Below are 18,803 nucleotides of genomic sequence, written 5' to 3' on the forward strand. Positions count from 1 at the left end.
AATTTTTTTGGGTATAGGCTGTGTTCCTGTAACATGAGGCCCACAGCCTTTTGTTTGCACTCGGCGTTTGAGCGTCTCACGTAAGTGACAAAAATCACAAAACAGCCATAAAACAGAAGTTTTTTCCCGGTTGGCTAATACAGTCCATAAATTAAAAATAAAAAGTTTAATTTCAATGAATTAATGATTTATCTGGTTGTTTTTCCTGGCTGGTTTTTTTCCTTTTTAAGGATTATAGATACAGATTTTTCCTGTAATTCGAGCTGTTGGAGCAATGACTACACTACCCAAGCCATTTACTTGCATGAAGAAAAAGTATAGTGTTTTACTATACTTTAGTAGGGTGCTGAAGGTGAGTGCCTTGCAATAATAAAACTAAAAATTTAGAGAAAAAAGTCGCTTGATGAAATTTTTGCCAACATCAGGGAATCCTTTTTAATCAATAAGATAGTATTGCCATTTTCTTTCCCAGTTGCCGTTATCCTGCCTGAGTGAGTTTTCTTAAATCTCCTGTTTTACCATCTGATGGTTCTGCTCTTTAGCAAGTGCTCTACACAGCCTAGATGTACGATTTAAATGCAGATATTTTATCCCCTCGTATAATGAGATTATACTGTTCATACTACAAGCAACTCGAATTATTTTGGGTATATTAGCCCGTGGACGAGTGGTATGGCTATTATCATTTTGCTTTTTTTATGGAGGTGTATATGTCTAAATCGTTCTTCAATGATAAGTTTATTAATAAGGAAGTTAAAGGTATTCTAGAGGAAAAACTTAAGAGGTTTAATAATATAAAATTTGCCTATGCGATCATGGATAAAAAGAATCCGGCAAATTTTTCAGCCATCTCCAACAGAAGCGATTGGCTCGAAATTTACATAAAAAATAACTTTCAGTTTATCGACCCTGTTCTTATCACGGCCTCCAATCGTATCACGCCGTTTTCCTGGGACGAGAACCTTGTTATAGAGTCTGGGGTGAAGTTTTCGAAAATTTTTGAGGCGGCTAAAAATTACAATATTATCAATGGCTATACCTTTGTACTTCATGACCAGCATTATAATCTCGTCGTCCTCTCTTTTTTTCTGGATCCTCAGAATTCAGAGGTTAGAAATGACTTGGAGAAACATAAAAACAAACTACAGATGTTATTAATAAAAGTGCATGAAAAATTAATGGCACAATACCAGGAACTGAATAGTACCGGTTACTTTGAGAAAATGCATGGTAAGGATATTTTTTCAGCGCGTGAAAATGAAGTGCTCTACCTGGCAAGTATCGGGAAGTCCTATCAGGAAATTGCGTCCATGTTGGGGCTTAAGCTGACGACAATAAAATACCATGTGGGTAACGCGGTAAAAAAGCTGGGTGTCACCAATGCTAAGCATGCCATCAGGCTTGGCGTCGAGTTAAAGCTGATCAGCGCCACCCATTTTGATGCGGAAAAGTGATCTACCGCTCATGGGCGGTGAAGAGACACCGCCTTGGGTTCAACTGCCCTGAAAGCGGGCATTAATGGGTCTTTTTCACCAAGATTGCCACTTGTTGCCGGATTCTGGCTGTATATCTTACGGTCAACGGGTATACTGACCCATTCTATTAAATCCACTTGTATCGCGTGCGAATTCAACATGCAAAAGTTTGATACCAAGACCTTTCAGGGCCTGATCCTGACACTGCAGGACTATTGGGCGCGCCAGGGCTGTACCATCGTTCAACCATTGGACATGGAAGTTGGCGCGGGAACTTCTCACCCTATGACGTGCCTGCGCGCACTGGGCCCGGAGCCAATGGCGACCGCCTATGTGCAACCCTCACGCCGTCCAACCGATGGTCGCTACGGGGAAAACCCAAACCGTCTGCAACATTACTACCAGTTCCAGGTGGTGATTAAGCCTTCGCCTGAAAATATTCAGGAACTGTATCTGGGTTCATTGAAAGAACTGGGTATGGATCCCACTATCCATGACATCCGCTTTGTGGAAGACAACTGGGAAAACCCAACGCTCGGTGCCTGGGGGCTGGGTTGGGAAGTGTGGTTGAACGGCATGGAAGTTACGCAGTTCACCTATTTCCAACAGGTGGGTGGTTTGGAGTGCAAACCGGTTACCGGAGAGATCACCTACGGTCTTGAGCGTCTGGCGATGTACATCCAGGGTGTGGATAGCGTTTACGATTTGGTTTGGAGCAACGGCCCGCTGGGAATAACCACTTACGGTGATGTGTTCCACCAGAACGAAGTGGAGCAATCTACCTATAACTTCGAATACGCCGATGTGGATTTCCTGTTCTCCTGTTTCGAGCAGTACGAGAAGGAAGCACAAACGCTGTTGGCACTGGAAAAACCGCTACCACTGCCGGCTTACGAACGTATCCTCAAGGCTGCCCATACCTTCAACCTGCTGGATGCCCGCAAAGCAATCTCGGTGACCGAGCGTCAGCGTTATATTCTGCGTATTCGCACATTGACCAAAGCCGTTGCCGAGGCCTACTACGCTTCTCGTGAAGCGCTGGGTTTCCCAATGTGTAATAAGAAGTAAGAGGCAGCTATGACTCAACAGACTTTCCTGGTGGAAATCGGCACGGAAGAGCTGCCGCCGAAGGCTCTTCGTTCACTGGCAGAAGCTTTTGCCGCCAATTTTACTGCTGAACTGGATAACGCTGGCCTGCAACATGGCGAAGTGAGCTGGTTCGCCGCGCCGCGCCGTCTGGCGCTGAAAGTGGCCGCACTGAGCGCCGCACAGGCCGATCGTGAGGTTGAAAAGCGCGGCCCGGCGCTAGCCCAGGCGTTTGATGCCAGTGGCAATCCGAGCAAAGCGGCCGAAGGCTGGGCGCGTGGTTGCGGTATCACTGTCGATCAGGCCGAACGCCTGGTCACTGATAAAGGTGAATGGTTGCTGTATCGCGCCCATGTGAAGGGCCAATCCGCGCAGCAACTGCTGGCAGGAATGGTCAGTACCGCCTTGTCAAAATTACCAATTCCGAAACTGATGCGCTGGGGCGATAAAGAAACCCAGTTCGTCCGTCCGGTGCATACTGTAACAATGCTGCTGGGCGCAGAACTGATCCCTGGCACCGTACTGGGTATCGACTCTGCCCGCACGATCCGCGGCCACCGCTTTATGGGTGAGCCAGAGTTCACCATCGATAACGCCGATCAGTACCCACAACTGCTGCTTGAACGTGGCAAAGTGATCGCTGATTACGCAGCTCGCAAGGCGCTAATCAAGCGTGACGCAGAGCTGGCGGCGCAGAAGATTGGTGGTAAAGCCGATCTGAGTGAAAGCCTGCTGGAAGAAGTGGCGTCATTGGTTGAGTGGCCAGTGGTCCTGACTGCCAAGTTTGAAGAGAAATTCCTGGCAGTACCGGCGGAAGCGCTGGTGTACACCATGAAGGGCGATCAGAAGTATTTCCCGGTGTATGACGCCGCGGGCAAACTGCTGCCAAACTTTATCTTTGTGGCCAATATTGAGTCGAAAGATCCGCAGCAAATCATTTCTGGTAACGAGAAGGTGGTGCGTCCGCGTCTGGCTGATGCCGAATTCTTCTTCAATACCGATCGCAAGAAACGCCTGGAAGACCACCTGCCGCGTCTGGAAACCGTGCTGTTCCAACAGCAACTGGGGACACTGCGCGACAAGACCGATCGTATTCAGGCGCTGGCGGGTTGGATTGCCGGTCACATCGGTGCTGATGTCAACCACGCTACCCGCGCTGGGCTGTTGTCGAAGTGTGACCTGATGACCAATATGGTGTTCGAGTTCACCGACACCCAGGGCGTGATGGGCATGCACTACGCACGCCACGATGGTGAATCTGAGGATGTGGCCGTTGCGTTGAACGAGCAGTATCAGCCGCGCTTTGCCGGTGATGCACTGCCGCAATCGCTGGTAGCCTGTTCACTGGCGATAGCCGACAAAATGGATACGCTGGCCGGGATATTCGGCATTGGGCAACATCCGAAAGGCGATAAAGATCCGTTTGCTCTGCGCCGCGCCGCGCTGGGCGTGCTGCGTATTCTTGTTGAGAAAAACCTGCCGTTGGATTTGCAAACGCTAACCGAAGAGGCTGTGCGCCTTTACGGCAGCAAGCTGACCAATAGCAACGCAGTGGATGACGTGGTTGATTTTATGTTGGGGCGCTTCCGTGCCTGGTATCAGGAGGAAGGCCATGCGGTGGATACTATCCAGGCCGTATTGGCACGTCGTCCAACCAGACCGGCAGACTTCGATGCACGGGTAAAAGCGGTCACTCACTTCCGCACGCTGGAAGAAGCGGCGGCGCTGGCAGCGGCCAACAAACGTGTTTCCAACATCCTGGCCAAGTCCAACGATACGCTGCTGGAACAGGTTCGTGCCTCGGTATTGAAAGAGCCAGCCGAGTTGAAGTTGGCGACACACCTGGTGGTGTTGCGCGATAAGCTGCAGCCGTTGTTTGCCGAAGGCCGCTATCAGGAAGCTCTGGTTGAGCTGGCTGCACTGCGTGAAACCGTTGATGCGTTCTTTGATAGCGTGATGGTGATGGCAGAGGATGATGCGCTGCGTGTTAACCGTCTGACGTTGTTGAGTAAGCTGCGTGAGCTGTTCCTGCAGGTAGCGGATATTTCCGTTTTGCAGTGAGGGTTAAGTCGTAAAGAGAAGCGCCTGCGGGCGCTTCAGACTGCTGACAAACCCCGTTATTAGGGAGAGCGTGCCGATGGGGTCGTAACGGCGTAAGCCGTCGGAGCGCCCCTCGGTGCGCTAGGCCCGGGTATCTCGAGTCAGAAGGCGACTTTGTCATCAACCTCAAGCGCCTGCGGGCGCTTTTTCATATCTGATAGTATCCAGAGCCCGGTTAGGAAATACTCAGCTATCCTGAGGTTGAATGTGAAATCGCGTATCGCATCGCATTCAGTTGATCTATCCTAGGCTGTGCCCCTTAACTGTCCGCCAGTGGCGCTTACGAACAGTTAAGGGGCACAGCCTAATGGCCGCATGGAGTGCAGCAAAAGGCATGGAGCCTGAAAAAAAGCATTTTTATAACAGGAGTTTGTCACATGGCGTTTGAGATCCAGAGCAGAGGTTTCGCGCGTTGGTTGGCGCCGGTATTAGCATTATTGATGGTGATGCAACTGACCGCCTGCGGCGATAAAGAGCCAGAACAACGCAAGGCTTTCATCGATTATTTGCAAAATACGGTGATGCGCAGTGGTTTAAACATACCGACGTTGAGTGAAGATCAGAAACAGAAATTTGGCACCTATGCCAGTGATTACGCCATCCTGGTAGGTTTTTCCCAGCAGTTATCGAAATCCGTAGAGGCTAGCCTGACGCCCGCATTGGATCAGATTAATGAGATCCACACCGCGCGGGATTACATGGGTAAACGTGATGCCTTGCAACAATCGATAGAGGGATTGAACCTGCTGGGCCAGCAGATCCAGTCGGCGAAGTCACAGGCGGATAATGCGCGTGCGGCGTTGAAACAGCCAGATGACCTGAAAGCGGTGTACAACCAGGTTTATGACAAGATTGTCACCTCCCCGGCTAATGCGCTGATGCCAGCGATCCCAACCACCGCGGGTTTTGTTCAGGAATTGGTGCAGGTAGGGGATTTCCTCAAGGCTCAGGGTAATCAGGTGAGTTTCAATAACGGCGGTGTGCAGTTCCGTACCCAACAACAAGCGGTGCAGTACAACGCCATGATGTCCAGTCTGGTGGCTAAACAACAGAACCTGCTGAACGCACAGAAGACCGTGCAGGCGGTAATGCAGTAACGGCAACACCTTGTAAAGGTATGTGGGGGCTCCCGCATACCTTATCCCGCTTTCTTGTCGCACTTCTTCCCCGTATATCTTGTACTACACTTCAATAAATCATCATTTCTCTTAATGTAGTTTTCTTTCATTTACACCATGGTTAATTGCTGGTGGAGCAGTTACTCACAGGGAAGACTTCATTTCAGACCACCCATCGTTATCTGGAATTAAAATAAATTGTGATTTAAGTCACAATTCAAAAACAAAAAAGTAAGGGGTATATGTGATTTTAATCACGTTTTTAACCCGTTATTAAGGCGTTTTCCCATTTTGTGTTTTTTTTACACTGACAATTTGTGATCTAGATCACCAAAAACACCTGGTTGTGGGGTGGTAATGTGTGATGTTGATCACAATAATTCCGTGAGGTTCGCGTAGTAAAAGGAGCGTGGTAGAGTCCATTTCGCAAACAGCACAACACGGCTGCAACGTTACAACAATTATCGCGCGCTCTTATTGTCAGCGCGTAACAATAGGGGTGTGTTTTATGTTTTCACCAGATATCAAGGTTAAAGTTCAAAACTTTGGCCGCTTCCTGAGTAATATGGTGATGCCCAATATTGGCGCATTCATCGCCTGGGGTATTATTACAGCATTATTCATTCCAACCGGCTGGCTGCCAAATGAGACGCTAGCCAAGCTGGTAGGTCCAATGATCACCTACCTGCTGCCACTGCTGATTGGTTACACCGGCGGTAAGTTGGTTGGTGGCGAGCGTGGTGGTGTTGTTGGTGCCATTACCACCATGGGTGTGATCGTTGGTGCTGATATGCCAATGTTCCTTGGCGCCATGATTGCTGGTCCATTGGGTGGCTGGGCAATCAAACACTTCGACCGCTGGGTTGATGGCAAGATCAAGAGCGGCTTCGAGATGTTGGTTAACAACTTCTCCGCCGGTATCATCGGTATGTTGCTGGCAATCCTTGCCTTCATGGGTATTGGCCCGTTGGTAGAGGTGTTGTCCAAGTTCTTGGCGGCTGGCGTGAATATCATGGTGGCCAACAACCTGCTGCCACTGACGTCGATCTTCGTTGAACCCGCGAAAATTCTGTTCCTGAACAACGCAATCAATCATGGTATCTTCTCGCCGCTGGGTATCCAGCAAGCTACCGAAACGGGTAAATCGATCTTCTTCCTGATCGAAGCTAACCCAGGCCCAGGTTTGGGCGTGCTGATGGCCTATATGTTCTTTGGCCGCGGCAGTGCCAAGCAGTCTGCAGGCGGTGCAGCGATCATCCACTTCCTGGGGGGGATCCATGAGATTTACTTCCCATACGTGCTGATGAATCCTCGTCTGATTCTGGCGGTAATTCTGGGTGGTATGACCGGTGTATTCACTCTGACCTTGCTGAATGGCGGTCTGGTTTCACCTGCTTCTCCAGGTTCTATCCTGGCGGTATTGGCGATGACACCAAAAGGTGCCTACTTCGCTAACATTGCGGCCGTCTTCGCTGCCTTCCTGGTTTCCTTCCTGGTTTCTGCTCTGTTGCTGAAAACCTCGAAAGTGAAAGAGGAAGACGATCTTGAAGAAGCGACTCGCCGTATGCAGGGCATGAAAGCTCAGTCCAAAGGTGGCAAAGCGGTTAATGCAGCGGTAGACGGTGATTTGAGTACCGTGCGCAAAATCATCGTGGCTTGTGATGCCGGTATGGGTTCCAGCGCCATGGGTGCCGGTGTACTGCGCAAGAAAGTCACGGATGCAGGGTTGAAGAATATTTCGGTCACCAACTGCGCGATCAACAGCCTGCCGGAAGATGTGGATCTGGTGATCACTCACCGCGATCTTACTGAGCGTGCAATGCGCCATGCACCTCAGGCCCAGCACATTTCGCTGACCAATTTCCTGGACAGCCAGTTGTACAGTGATTTGACTGCACGCCTGTTGGCCGCCAACAACCCCACTGAGATTGAACAGAAGGTCATTTCTACACTGGATGATAGTTTTGAAGCCAGCGAAGAGAACCTGTTCAAACTGGGCGAAGGCAATGTGTTCCTTAATCTGCAGGCAAGCAATAAAGAAGACGCTATCCGTTTCGCCGGTGAGCAACTAGTGAAGGGCGGCTACGTTGAGCCTGAATATGTTCCCGCGATGCTTGAGCGTGAGAAGCTGACCTCCACTTATCTTGGTGAGTCGATTGCCGTACCGCACGGCACTATTGAAGCTAAAGACCGTGTGCTGCGTACTGGCGTGGTGTTCTGCCAGTATCCGCAGGGTGTCCGCTTCGGTGATGAAGAGGATGAAGTCGCGCGCTTGGTGATCGGTATTGCGGCACGTAATAACGAACATATCCAGGTGATCACCAGCCTGACCAACGCGCTGGATGATGAGACAGTCATTGAGCGGCTGGCGCATACTACCAGTGTGCAGGAAGTGCTGGAATTGCTTGGCGGCAAGAAAGCCTGATAACAGAATCATTTTAAGGGGTGCAGCTTGCTGCACCCTTCGACATTAAGAAAGGTAGGAATATGAAAGCATTACATTTCGGAGCCGGAAACATTGGCCGTGGTTTTATTGGCAAACTGCTTGCTGATGCACATGCCGAACTGACTTTTGCTGACGTTAACCAGACCGTGCTGGATGCGTTGAATCAACGTAAAAGCTACCAGGTGCATGTGGTGGGTGAACAAGCGCGCGTTGAGTATGTGAATAACGTCAGTGCTGTCAACAGCGGTAGCGAAGAAGCTGCAGCCCTGATTGCCGAAGCCGATATCGTAACCACGGCTGTCGGCCCGCAGATCCTCGGTAAGATTGCAGGGACTATCGCCAAAGGTTTGATCAAGCGCCATCAGCAGGGTAATACTCAACCGCTGAATATTATCGCCTGTGAAAATATGGTGCGTGGCACCAGCCAGCTCAAACAGCATGTGTTCGACGCGTTGCCACAGGATGAGCAAGCGTGGGTCGAACAGCATATTGGTTTTGTTGATTCTGCCGTGGACCGTATCGTGCCACCGGCCGAAGCAGGCAGCAACGATCCGCTGGAAGTAACGGTAGAGACCTTCAGCGAATGGATTGTTGACCAGACGCAATTCAAAGGCGAGCCACCAGCTATCGCTGGGATGGAACTGACCGACAACCTGATGGCATTTGTGGAACGTAAGCTGTTCACCCTGAATACTGGCCATGCTATCACCGCCTATCTGGGTCAACGCGCCAATTTACTCACTATTCGCGATGCCATTCTTGATCCGGCCATCCGCAGCGTAGTGAAAGGGGCAATGGAGGAAAGCGGTGCGGTACTGATTAAGCGCTATGGCTTTGAGGCGGACAAACATGCTGCCTATATCAACAAAATTCTCTCCCGCTTTGAAAACCCATATCTGCATGATGATGTAGAACGTGTTGGCCGCCAGCCGCTGCGTAAACTGAGCGCTGGCGATCGCCTGATCAAACCGCTGCTGGGAACACTGGAGTATGACTTGCCACATGCCAATCTGATCCAGGGGATTGCGGCTGCCATGTGTTACCACAGTGAGCAGGACCCACAGGCGAAAGAGTGGGCGGATCTGCTGGAAAAACTGGGGCCCAAAGCCGCGTTGGCGCAAGTTTCCGGTTTGCCCGCTGACAGTGATGTTGTGGAACAGGCAGTAGCTGTGTATAACGCCATGCAGTAAACGTGCTGTACCTTTCTCCACGGATAAAGGGTAGGGTGTGGGGGTAGAGTATCTTAGCCCCCAGTTCTGCAGCAAAGAGAGGAAAGAGGTGGGTGAGCACCCTTTCCACACCATTCGAAAAGCGACGATGATCGAAAAACAGGCATTTGAAAATAAAGTTCTGGAAATACTGAACGCCGGCAAGACGGTGCGCAGTTTTCTGATCGCGGCAGTCGAATTGCTGGCGGAAGCGCTTGACGTACTGGTGGTACAGGTATTTCGCAAAGACGACTACGCGGTAAAATATGCCGTGGAACCGCTGTTGTCCGGTGAGGGGCCACTCGGCGAGCTCTCTGTACGTTTGAAGCTGATGTATGGGCTGGGTGTCATTTCACGCCATGAGTATGAAGATGCTGAATTGCTGATGGCAATGCGTGAGGAGTTGAATCACGACGGGTCAGAATATCGCTTCGTTGATGACGAAATTCTGGGGCCCTTCTCCGAGCTGCATTGCGTGAGCGAATTACCACCTGTGCCGACCTTTCTGCAACCGGGCGAAGCCGATGAGTCGCTGATTGCCATGCAGCACCAGCGCTACCAGCAAATGGTGCGCTCTACCATGGTATTGTCGATTACCGAACTGCTGGCCGGGATTGGTGCCAAACAGCCCTCCCGGCTCTCTCCGCTCGGCGCGCAAAAACCTTAGGCGAATGCCGCACGCCACTCTTCAAACAGCAACCATAATGCGGTTGCTGCCATTAAACCCGACATGACGCCATTAAATAACCGCAGTTTCCAGGTCACACGCAGGGCTTGGCGCAACCGATCTCCCATCCATGCCCAGACTAAAATGCAGGGAATATTTACTGCGGTGAAACCGGCAATCGTCAGCAGTGCCTGACTGACAGTCACGCCTTCATGCGGAGTAAACAGGATTGCCACGTTAATCACCATCAGCCAGGCCTTCGGGTTGACTGCCTGAAACAAGGCACCGCCGACAAAGCGCATAGGGCGCATCTGCTGTTTGGCATCAGGAGATGCGGCCTTGAACAGCTTCCACGATAGCCACAATAGATACGCGCAACCCATTACTGCCAGTGGAAAACGGATAGCTCCCGCCCAGTTAAGGATCATCGCCAGCAGCGTGGTAGTCAGCGCCAGCTGTACCGCACACCCAAGGCTGATGCCAAACATCATCGGCAGAGTGCGGCGCAGGCCGAAGTGGACGCCAGATGAGGCCAGCATAAGGTTGTTGGGGCCGGGGGTGATGGACATAACGGTAACGTAACTGATGAAAGCTGAATCCAGCATGAAAAGCTCCTTGAATGCGTATTGCAGATAGACGATCAGCATAAGGGGCGTACTGCAATGGTGACAGAACCAGAAATAAGTTATTGTCATGGTTACAGTTTGCTTAATTTTAAACTGTAACCATTGCCTGGAGAAAAACTGTGACCCTACTCGATGAGATCCCTGAAACCCGTTATCTGCAACTGGCTGAAACGCTTGCAGCGGCTATCCGCCGGGGTACCTTGCAGCCAGGCAGTTGTTTGCCATCGTTACGCCGCTGCGCGCAGGTCCATAGTGTCAGTATCAATACCGTGGTCGCGGCGTATCGCCATTTGGAAGACCGGGGATTGATCGAGGCACGGCCACAATCCGGTTTTTATGTACGAGCCACTTTACCCGCGCTGAAAAAGGCGTCAGCACCCAGCAACCGGATAGAGAAACCTGCGGATGATGTACTGGCATTGATTGATACGGTCTTCGCCGCCCAGCAGAACCCTTCGTTTACCAACCTGTCCCTTGCTTGCCCGCAAACGGTGGATTTTTATCCTGGAGGTAAACTGGGCCGCATGCTCTCTTCACAACTGCGCCGTCAACCTAATCTGATCGGGCAATACGCACTGCCGCCAGGCAACTTAAGATTGCGCCAACAAATCGCCCGGCGCTCAATGACGCTAGGGATGCTGCTGGAGCCGGGTGACATTACGCTGACGCACGGTTGCATGGAGGCATTGCAACTGGCGCTACGGGTAACCACCAAGCCGGGTGACTGTGTCGGGCTGGAGTCTCCCACCTATTTCTACCTGTTGCCGCTGCTCGACAGTCTGGGATTGAAAGCTCTGGAAATTCCTACAGATTCGCAGCATGGCCTGTCGCTGGACGCATTGGAGTTACTGCTGCAGGAGAAAAGGCTCAATGTGGTCATCGCCATGCCGACGGTGCAGAACCCTCTGGGGTGCACCATGCCGTTAGCTGCCAAAAAACGGCTGGCACGGTTGATGAACGATCATCAGGTGCCTTTGATTGAAGACGGACTGTATGCAGAACTGCAATTTGGCAATGCACTGAGCCCGGCGGTCAAAGCGTTCGATCGCGAAGGTTGGGTTCTGTTCTGTTCCAGTTTCACCAAAACGCTGGCCCCGGATTTCCGTATCGGGTGGGTAGCAGGTGGGCGTTTCAACGAAGCGCTACGTAAATTGAAGGCAGTTTCTTCGATGGCAGAATCGAACCTGCTGTCGGAAACCTTGGCGATGTTTCTTGAGGCCGGTGGTTATGATCATCATCTGCGGAATCTGCGTAAACGCTATGCGGCTCAGGTTGAGGAGGCGAGGGCGTTGATTGCCCGCCATTTCCCTCGCGGAACCTTGGCGACGCAACCAACGGGAGGGTTTGTATTCTGGGTTGAGTTACCGCCAGCGGTGGACACAGTGGCTCTGTTCCATCAACTGCTGGATGAGGATATCTGTCTCACCCCGGGTACGCTGTACTCCCCGAGTGGCCGTTATCGCAATGGGCTGCGGCTTTCTTGTTGTTACCCGTTTAATGCTCGTTATACTCATGCACTGGCGCGAGTGGGGGCAAAAACTTGCGAGATGAGCGGCTTGCCAGCTGGTATTGAGCAAGACGAGTAACCAGGCAGGTGTTTTGGTACACTAGCGCAATACTTCCCGAGAATTCAGGCCAGATACCGATGAAAGAGATAGAAAAAGCAGAAATCAAGCGCCTTAGCGACCTGTTGGACGCACAGAACCATAAAGATACTGCGGTGATCCAGCAGGGTAACCCCGAACTGATTGCGCAACACGGCAAAGAAAAAGAGAAGCTGGCCGCAGAAATTGAGCGCCTGAAAAACCAGCGTGTGGAGAAACTGAGCGCAGAAGCGCAGAAGTTGAGCCAACTGCCGTTTAGCCGCGAGATCACCAAAAAAGAGCAAGCAGATATGGGGGCGCTGAAGAAGAGCGCGCGCGGCTTGATCGTGGTACACCCGATGACCGCGCTGGGCCGTGAAATGGGGCTGAAAGTGGTGACCGGTTACGCCAAAAAGGCCTTCTGATAGCAATACCCAAGTTACTTCGAGTTGTAGGACAACGGTTATATACTCGTCATACTTCAAGCTGCTGGGTGTTGGCTACGTCCATTTGGGCCTCGCCCTTAGGGGCTGCTGCTTGCCGCCGACATGCAACTCGAATTATTTAGGGTATCGTGGGCTCTGTGTGCGGAGCCCACTTGATTGGTTGTTCTAGCGGCCAAGTAGGCGGCGGTTGAAGTCTTCGGTTTTTCCGCTGCTGATGCGCGTCAACATGGTTTTGCTCCAACTGGCTGATAGCCCAGTAACCGCCAGCAAGCGGCGATATTGTTCTTCATCAAACGGCATATGCCAGGCAATACTGATGGCCTCCGCCACGGAGATATCACTGTTGCGGGTCACTAGCTCAAGCGGCCGGTCGCCACTCACTTCCCCGGTAGAAATCACGCGATACAGCCAGCCACAGCGGCCAGTCTGCTGCATTAACAGCGAAATGTCGTCGATAGCGAAATGATAGTTGAGCTTGAAGCACGGCGAACGCGGTTGGGTGACTTGGATCAGCGCGCCACCCCAGCGGAAGATATCCCCCATAAACACGCTATGCTCGGTCATGCCAAGGGTAGAGATATTTTCCCCAAAGGCCGGTGCAAAAAACTGCTCAGCCTGCGCCGGAAACTGTTGCTGCCAGTGGGTGTAGTGCTCGCGCGGATAATGACACAAAGCGCGGTCAGGCCCGCCGTGGTAGCTTTTCTCTGCCTGTGCATCCCCTTCCAAACCCAGTGGCGTAAGATTTACCGCACCTTCTACCAGGCGTTTGGCAATGGCGCTGGGCCGCCCACCTTCATAGGGTTGAATTGAACCGAGATAAACGTCTGGGTGATGCGTAATGATATCCATTCGAAGCCCCTTTGTTTTGGCAGGTTTTAGAATAGCTTGAGTCTCTCGGTAGGAACAAGATAATGAAAAGAGGAGAATGAATAGTAGAGCTAAAAAAAGCCCGCAATTTGCGGGCATCAACGGTAACAATTATTTCCTGGCTTCAGCGAAGCGGCTTGCTGCTTCATCCCAGTTCACGACGTTCCAGAATGCCTTGATATAATCCGGGCGGCGGTTCTGGTATTTCAGATAGTAGGCGTGTTCCCACACATCCAGGCCAATAATCGGCAACCCGGAAGCGCCAGCAACGGCTTCGCCCATCAGCGGACTGTCCTGGTTGGCGGTGGAAACGACCGCCAGTTTGTCACCTTTCAGTACCAGCCAGGCCCAGCCAGAACCGAAACGGGTTGCGGCGGCCTTCTCGAACTCTTCCTGGAATTTCTCAACGCTGCCGAAGTCGCGCTCGATAGCGGCTTTCAGATCGCCGCTCAGCGTGGTACCGGTTTTCAGGCCTTTCCAGAACAGACTGTGGTTGGCGTGGCCACCCGCGTTGTTGCGCATGAAGGTACGCTTGTCCGCAGGAACTTTGTCCAGGTCCTGGATCAGCGCTTCTACGCTCAGCGAAGTCAGCTCAGGGTAAGCCTCTAGCACGCTGTTGGCATTGTTGACGTAGGTTTGATGGTGTTTGGTGTGATGGATTTCCATCGTTTGCTTATCGAAATGTGGTTCCAGTGCGTCGTAAGCATAGGGTAGGGATGGCAGTGAATAGCTCATAATCATCATCTCCAGTATTGATAGGCAGCGTAAATTGTGAACACCGCGTAAGCAGCATGATGCATTATAATTGATTAAATGATAATAAAAATGATTATCAATGCCTTGTTGGATGTAGGGGTAATTCAGGCTGTGTCCCTTAACTGCACGCGAGCGCCGCTGGCGGTCATTTTCGCGCAGGGCAAGGCGTGAGCCGCGAGGTTTGGTGGACCAAATAAGCGGCGAACAACACAGCAATGCAAGAAAATGGCCCCAGCCCTACGGGTCGCGCCCCAAAAGCCCGTTCGAAGTAAAGTCGGGCTTGAACAGAGGCCCACTCTGCCCTTCACCCTCCGCTTTGATAACGGGCTTTTGGGTCTGCGACGGCACCACGGACAGTTAAGGGACACAGCCTAGTCGATGATGCGCTGCGGGTGAGTAAATACGGTTGCCCGGCCAGGTTTGCTGAAGCCGACCAGCGTCAGGTTGCTGCGCTCGGCAATTTCCACCGCCAAAGAGGTGGCGGCGGAGACAACAAACAGGATCTCGGCTCCGCACATGGCAGATTTTTGTACCATTTCATAGCTTGCACGGCTGGAAACCAGAATTGCCCCTTGCTGCCAGCCCTGCTTGGCACGCATGCCGAGCATTTTATCCAACGCCACGTGGCGGCCAACGTCTTCACATCCCCCTAGCAGTTCACCCTGCGGCGAGATCCAACTGGCTGCATGGGTGCAACCGGTAAGTTGGCCAACATCCTGTACCTGCCGCAGCTGTTTGAGCGCACCATCGAGATGGCTTAACGCGAATGTCTGAGTAAACGGCAGAGGTGCGACCGGGCGGAAAATATCAGCCAGTTGTTCGACACCGCAAACGCCACAACCTGTACGGCCCGCCATCGCGCGGCGGCGCGTCTTCAACGCTGTAAATCGACGGCTTGAAAGCTCAATTTGAACCTCAACACCATTATAGATTGGGGTAATATCTATGCCGTAAATATCGCTTGGCGACTCGATGATACCTTCAGACAGGGAAAATCCTAAAGCAAAGGCCTCCAGATCCTTCGGCGTACACATCATTACCACGTGGGAAATGCCGTTATAGACCAGTGCGACCGGGACCTCTTCCGCCAGCCAGTCTTGCTGCATAGTGTTTAGTTGCCCACGTTGATATACCGGTGCCTGGATCAGGCCTGTGAGCACGTTCTCATTTACGGGCTGCTCTGGGTCAAAATTGTTCACTTAACTGGTACCTGTCTGTAACAACACCATTGACGCTATGATATTATCGCCGCGTCGTTGTGGCCACGAGGCCAAACCAACATAAGAACAGTGATTCTAGCGCTTCCCGCTTTGCGGGGGGAAGTGCCATTTGAAACAATGTGACAACACGAGTGAAAGGAGACCCCCATGCAGGTCAGCAGAAGGCAGTTCTTTAAGATCTGCGCTGGCGGTATGGCAGGAACTACGGTAGCCGCCCTGGGCTTTAGCCCGGCAGTGGCGTTAGCGGAAACTCGGCAGTATAAACTGCTGCGTGCTCGTGAAACCCGTAATACCTGTACGTATTGTTCCGTCGGCTGTGGGCTGTTGATGTACAGCCTTGGTGATGGCGCCAAAAACGCCAAAGAGAGTATTTTCCATATTGAGGGGGATCCGGATCATCCGGTAAATCGTGGCGCGCTTTGCCCAAAAGGCGCTGGCCTGGTGGACTTTATCCACAGCGAAAGTCGTCTCGAGTACCCGGAATATCGCGCTCCTGGCTCTGACAAATGGCAGAGAGTCAGCTGGGATTACGCCTTTACCCGCATCGCGCAATTGATGAAAGAAGACCGCGATGCCAACTTTGTCAAAACCAACCAACAGGGCGTTACCGTCAACCGTTGGCTGACTACCGGTATGCTGTGTGCTTCGGCTTCCAGCAACGAAACCGGTATGTTGACACAAAAATTTAGTCGCGCTCTCGGCATGCTTGCCGTAGACAACCAGGCGCGTGTCTGACACGGACCAACGGTAGCAAGTCTTGCTCCAACATTTGGTCGCGGTGCGATGACCAACCACTGGGTTGATATCAAGAACGCAGACTTAATTATTGTTATGGGTGGTAATGCGGCAGAAGCGCATCCAGTGGGTTTCCGCTGGGCGATGGAAGCCAAGATCCATAATAAAGCCAAGCTGATCGTGATCGATCCGCGCTTTACCCGTACCGCATCGGTGGCTGATTTCTACACGCCTATCCGCTCTGGCACCGACATTGCTTTCCTGTCGGGCGTACTGCTGTACCTGATTAATAACAACAAGATTAACCGCGAATACGTTAATGCCTATACCAACGCCAGCCTGCTGGTGCGGGAGGACTTTGGCTTTGACGACGGCCTGTTCACTGGCTACGACGCGGACAATCGTAAGTATGATAAAACCACCTGGAACTACCAACTCGACGAGAACGGTTTTGCCAAGCGTGACGTCACGCTGCAAGATCCGCGTTGCGTATGGAACATGCTGAAGCATCACGTCAGCCGCTATACGCCAGAAGTGGTAAACAATATCTGTGGTACGCCAACCGAAGATTTCATCAAGGTTTGCGAATATATCGCTGAAACCAGCGCTAACGACAAAACGGCATCTTTCCTCTACGCCTTGGGCTGGACACAGCACTCGGTGGGTGCGCAGAACATCCGTACCATGGCGATGATCCAGTTGCTGCTGGGTAATATGGGTATGGCTGGTGGTGGTGTTAACGCCCTGCGCGGTCACTCCAACATCCAGGGGCTGACCGATCTCGGTCTGTTGTCACAAAGCCTGCCAGGCTATATGACGCTGCCTTCAGAGAAGCATCCGGATCTGGACACCTATCTGAAAGCCAACACGCCGAAAGCGTTGCTACCGGGTCAGGTGAACTACTGGAGCAACTACCCTAAATTCTTCGTCAGCATGATGAAGAGTTTCTATGGCGACAAAGCGCAGAAAGACAACAACTGGGGCTATGACTGGTTGCCGAAGTGGGACAAAGGCTACGACGTCCTTCAGTACTTCGAAATGATGTCACAAGGCAAGGTCAACGGTTACATCTGCCAGGGTTTCAACCCGGTAGCTTCGTTCCCGAACAAGAACAAGGTGGTAGCGGCACTTTCCAAGCTGAAGTTCCTGGTGACCATTGATCCGTTGAACACCGAGACAGCAACCTTTTGGCAGAATCATGGTGAGTCAAATGACGTTGATTCATCGAAGATCCAGACAGAAGTGTTCCGTCTTCCTTCCACTTGCTTTGCCGAAGAGAACGGTTCGATCGTCAACTCTGGCCGTTGGTTGCAGTGGCACTGGAAAGGGGCTGATGCCCCGGGTGAAGCGCTGCCTGACGGTGAAATTCTGGCGGGCCTGTTCTTGCGCCTGCGTGAAATGTACACGCGTGACGGTGGTGCGGTGCCGGAACAGGTGCTGAATATGTCTTGGGATTATCTGACCCCTGGCAGACCAGAACCAGAAGAAGTGGCGATGGAGAACAACGGCCGCGCGTTAGCTGATGTTGTTGATGCAGAAGGTAAAGTGTTGGCGAAGAAGGGCGAATTGCTCAGCACCTTTGCGCATCTGCGTGATGACGGTACTACGGCGAGTGGCTGCTGGATCTTTGCAGGCAGTTGGACGCCTGCGGGTAACCAGATGGCGCGCCGTGACAACGCCGATCCTTCCGGTCTTGGCAACACGCTAGGTTGGGCCTGGGCCTGGCCGCTCAACCGTCGCATTCTGTATAACCGCGCCTCTGCCGATCCAGCGGGTAAACCGTGGGATCCTAAACGTCAGTTGCTGGAGTGGGATGGAGCCAAGTGGAGCGGCGTGGATATTGCGGACTACGGGGCTGCGGCACCGGGTAGCGATGTCGGGCCGTTTATCATGCAGCCTGAAGGCATGGGCCGCCTGTTCGCCATTGATAAAATGGCAGAAGGGCCATTCCCTGAACACTACGAGCCGTTTGAAACACCGCTTGGCACTAACCCATTGCACCCGAACGTGGTGTCTAACCCGGCGGCGCGTGTGTTTAAAGACGATCTGGCCGCGATGGGCAAATCCGACAAGTTCCCATATGTCGGCACAACCTATCGTTTAACCGAGCATTTCCACTACTGGACCAAGCACTCGTTGATCAATGCGATCACCCAGCCGGAGCAGTTTGTCGAGATTGGTGAAAAGCTGGCAGAGAAAAAAGGCATCAAGCACGGGGATACGGTAAAAGTCAGCTCCAACCGTGGCTATATCAAGGCCAAGGCGGTAGTGACCAAGCGTATTCGCACGCTGCAGGTGCATGGGCAGGATGTTGATACCATCGGTATCCCGATCCACTGGGGTTACGAAGGGGTGACGAAGAAAGGCTTTCTTGCCAACACATTGACACCGTTTGTTGGTGATGCCAACACGCAAACGCCGGAATTCAAGGCGTTCCTGGTTAACGTGGAAAAGGTGTAACGGAGACGAA

At 52.1% G+C, this 18,803-nt stretch carries 14 protein-coding genes; 10 read left to right on the top strand and 4 right to left on the bottom strand.

Annotation, left to right across the window (positions count from 1 at the left end):
* Positions 1-710: 710 nt before the first annotated feature.
* From SAQUA_RS00115 to SAQUA_RS00145, 7 genes are all read left to right on the top strand, one after another.
* The gene (locus SAQUA_RS00115) at positions 711-1,454 is read left to right on the top strand and encodes an autoinducer binding domain-containing protein (protein WP_380679292.1); all 744 of its coding nucleotides are present in this window, start codon (positions 711-713) and stop codon (positions 1,452-1,454) included.
* A 180-nt stretch (positions 1,455-1,634) separates the two neighbouring features.
* Positions 1,635-2,543 carry a glycine--tRNA ligase subunit alpha gene (gene glyQ / locus SAQUA_RS00120; RefSeq protein WP_142008735.1) on the top strand — a complete coding sequence of 303 codons (909 nt, stop codon included), beginning with the start codon at positions 1,635-1,637 and terminating at the stop codon, positions 2,541-2,543.
* Between the two features lie 9 nt (positions 2,544-2,552).
* Positions 2,553-4,622 carry a glycine--tRNA ligase subunit beta gene (gene glyS, locus SAQUA_RS00125; protein ID WP_380679288.1) on the top strand — a complete coding sequence of 690 codons (2,070 nt, stop codon included), beginning with the start codon at positions 2,553-2,555 and terminating at the stop codon, positions 4,620-4,622.
* 416 nt (positions 4,623-5,038) lie between these two features.
* Positions 5,039-5,758: a DUF3053 domain-containing protein gene (locus SAQUA_RS00130; protein ID WP_380679285.1), complete on the top strand. Its 720-nt coding sequence runs from the start codon at positions 5,039-5,041 to the stop codon at positions 5,756-5,758.
* A 529-nt stretch (positions 5,759-6,287) separates the two neighbouring features.
* Positions 6,288-8,204, top strand: coding sequence for a PTS mannitol transporter subunit IICBA (locus tag SAQUA_RS00135; RefSeq protein ID WP_380679282.1), 1,917 nt, complete (start codon positions 6,288-6,290; stop codon positions 8,202-8,204).
* 62 nt (positions 8,205-8,266) lie between these two features.
* The gene (locus SAQUA_RS00140; RefSeq protein WP_380679279.1) at positions 8,267-9,415 is read left to right on the top strand and encodes a mannitol-1-phosphate 5-dehydrogenase; all 1,149 of its coding nucleotides are present in this window, start codon (positions 8,267-8,269) and stop codon (positions 9,413-9,415) included.
* 127 nt (positions 9,416-9,542) lie between these two features.
* Complete coding sequence (locus SAQUA_RS00145; RefSeq protein ID WP_380679500.1) at positions 9,543-10,100, top strand: MltR family transcriptional regulator; 558 nt, start codon at positions 9,543-9,545, stop codon at positions 10,098-10,100.
* Here the strand turns inward: SAQUA_RS00145 and SAQUA_RS00150 are convergent.
* Entirely contained in the window at positions 10,097-10,705 is a 609-nt protein-coding gene (locus SAQUA_RS00150; RefSeq protein ID WP_380679276.1) for a LysE family translocator, read from the bottom strand. The genes SAQUA_RS00145 and SAQUA_RS00150 overlap by 4 nt on opposite strands.
* 140 nt (positions 10,706-10,845) lie before the next feature.
* Here SAQUA_RS00150 and SAQUA_RS00155 point away from each other — a divergent pair, with 140 nt between their 5' ends.
* Both SAQUA_RS00155 and SAQUA_RS00160 read left to right on the top strand, forming a co-directional pair.
* Entirely contained in the window at positions 10,846-12,312 is a 1,467-nt protein-coding gene (locus SAQUA_RS00155) for a PLP-dependent aminotransferase family protein (protein WP_380679273.1), read from the top strand.
* Between the two features lie 59 nt (positions 12,313-12,371).
* On the top strand, positions 12,372-12,734 hold the full coding sequence (locus SAQUA_RS00160) for a YibL family ribosome-associated protein (protein WP_380679270.1): 363 nt from the start codon (positions 12,372-12,374) through the stop codon (positions 12,732-12,734).
* Between the two features lie 186 nt (positions 12,735-12,920).
* Here the strand turns inward: SAQUA_RS00160 and yiiM are convergent, their stop codons facing one another.
* The 3 genes from yiiM to fdhD all read right to left on the bottom strand — a co-directional run bounded on the left by yiiM (position 12,921) and on the right by fdhD (position 15,538).
* On the bottom strand, positions 12,921-13,604 hold the full coding sequence (gene yiiM, locus SAQUA_RS00165; protein ID WP_380679267.1) for a 6-hydroxyaminopurine reductase: 684 nt from the start codon (positions 13,602-13,604) through the stop codon (positions 12,921-12,923).
* Between the two features lie 129 nt (positions 13,605-13,733).
* Positions 13,734-14,357, bottom strand: coding sequence for a superoxide dismutase [Mn] (gene sodA / locus SAQUA_RS00170; RefSeq protein ID WP_380679264.1), 624 nt, complete (start codon positions 14,355-14,357; stop codon positions 13,734-13,736).
* A 392-nt stretch (positions 14,358-14,749) separates the two neighbouring features.
* Positions 14,750-15,538: a formate dehydrogenase accessory sulfurtransferase FdhD gene (gene fdhD, locus SAQUA_RS00175; protein ID WP_380679497.1), complete on the bottom strand. Its 789-nt coding sequence runs from the start codon at positions 15,536-15,538 to the stop codon at positions 14,750-14,752.
* Positions 15,539-15,745: 207 nt separating this feature from the next.
* Between fdhD and fdnG the strand changes: the two genes are divergently transcribed.
* Positions 15,746-18,793: a formate dehydrogenase-N subunit alpha gene (gene fdnG / locus SAQUA_RS00180; protein ID WP_380679261.1), complete on the top strand. Its 3,048-nt coding sequence runs from the start codon at positions 15,746-15,748 to the stop codon at positions 18,791-18,793.
* The last annotated feature ends 10 nt before the right edge of the window (positions 18,794-18,803 follow it).

It is taken from the genome of Serratia aquatilis (assembly GCF_044865145.1).
Taxonomy (GTDB): Bacteria; Pseudomonadota; Gammaproteobacteria; order Enterobacterales; family Enterobacteriaceae; genus Chania; species Chania aquatilis.

Excerpts from the sequence above, each read along its gene's own strand:
- SAQUA_RS00115 (WP_380679292.1), top strand. The coding sequence starts at position 711 with ATGTCTAAATCGTTCTTCAATGATAAGTTTATTAATAAGGAAGTTAAA.
- glyQ (WP_142008735.1), top strand. The coding sequence starts at position 1,635 with ATGCAAAAGTTTGATACCAAGACCTTTCAGGGCCTGATCCTGACACTG.
- glyS (WP_380679288.1), top strand. The coding sequence starts at position 2,553 with ATGACTCAACAGACTTTCCTGGTGGAAATCGGCACGGAAGAGCTGCCG.
- SAQUA_RS00130 (WP_380679285.1), top strand. The coding sequence starts at position 5,039 with ATGGCGTTTGAGATCCAGAGCAGAGGTTTCGCGCGTTGGTTGGCGCCG.
- SAQUA_RS00135 (WP_380679282.1), top strand. The coding sequence starts at position 6,288 with ATGTTTTCACCAGATATCAAGGTTAAAGTTCAAAACTTTGGCCGCTTC.
- SAQUA_RS00140 (WP_380679279.1), top strand. The coding sequence starts at position 8,267 with ATGAAAGCATTACATTTCGGAGCCGGAAACATTGGCCGTGGTTTTATT.
- SAQUA_RS00145 (WP_380679500.1), top strand. The coding sequence starts at position 9,543 with ATGATCGAAAAACAGGCATTTGAAAATAAAGTTCTGGAAATACTGAAC.
- SAQUA_RS00150 (WP_380679276.1), bottom strand. The coding sequence starts at position 10,705 with ATGCTGGATTCAGCTTTCATCAGTTACGTTACCGTTATGTCCATCACC.
- SAQUA_RS00160 (WP_380679270.1), top strand. The coding sequence starts at position 12,372 with ATGAAAGAGATAGAAAAAGCAGAAATCAAGCGCCTTAGCGACCTGTTG.
- yiiM (WP_380679267.1), bottom strand. The coding sequence starts at position 13,604 with ATGGATATCATTACGCATCACCCAGACGTTTATCTCGGTTCAATTCAA.
- sodA (WP_380679264.1), bottom strand. The coding sequence starts at position 14,357 with ATGAGCTATTCACTGCCATCCCTACCCTATGCTTACGACGCACTGGAA.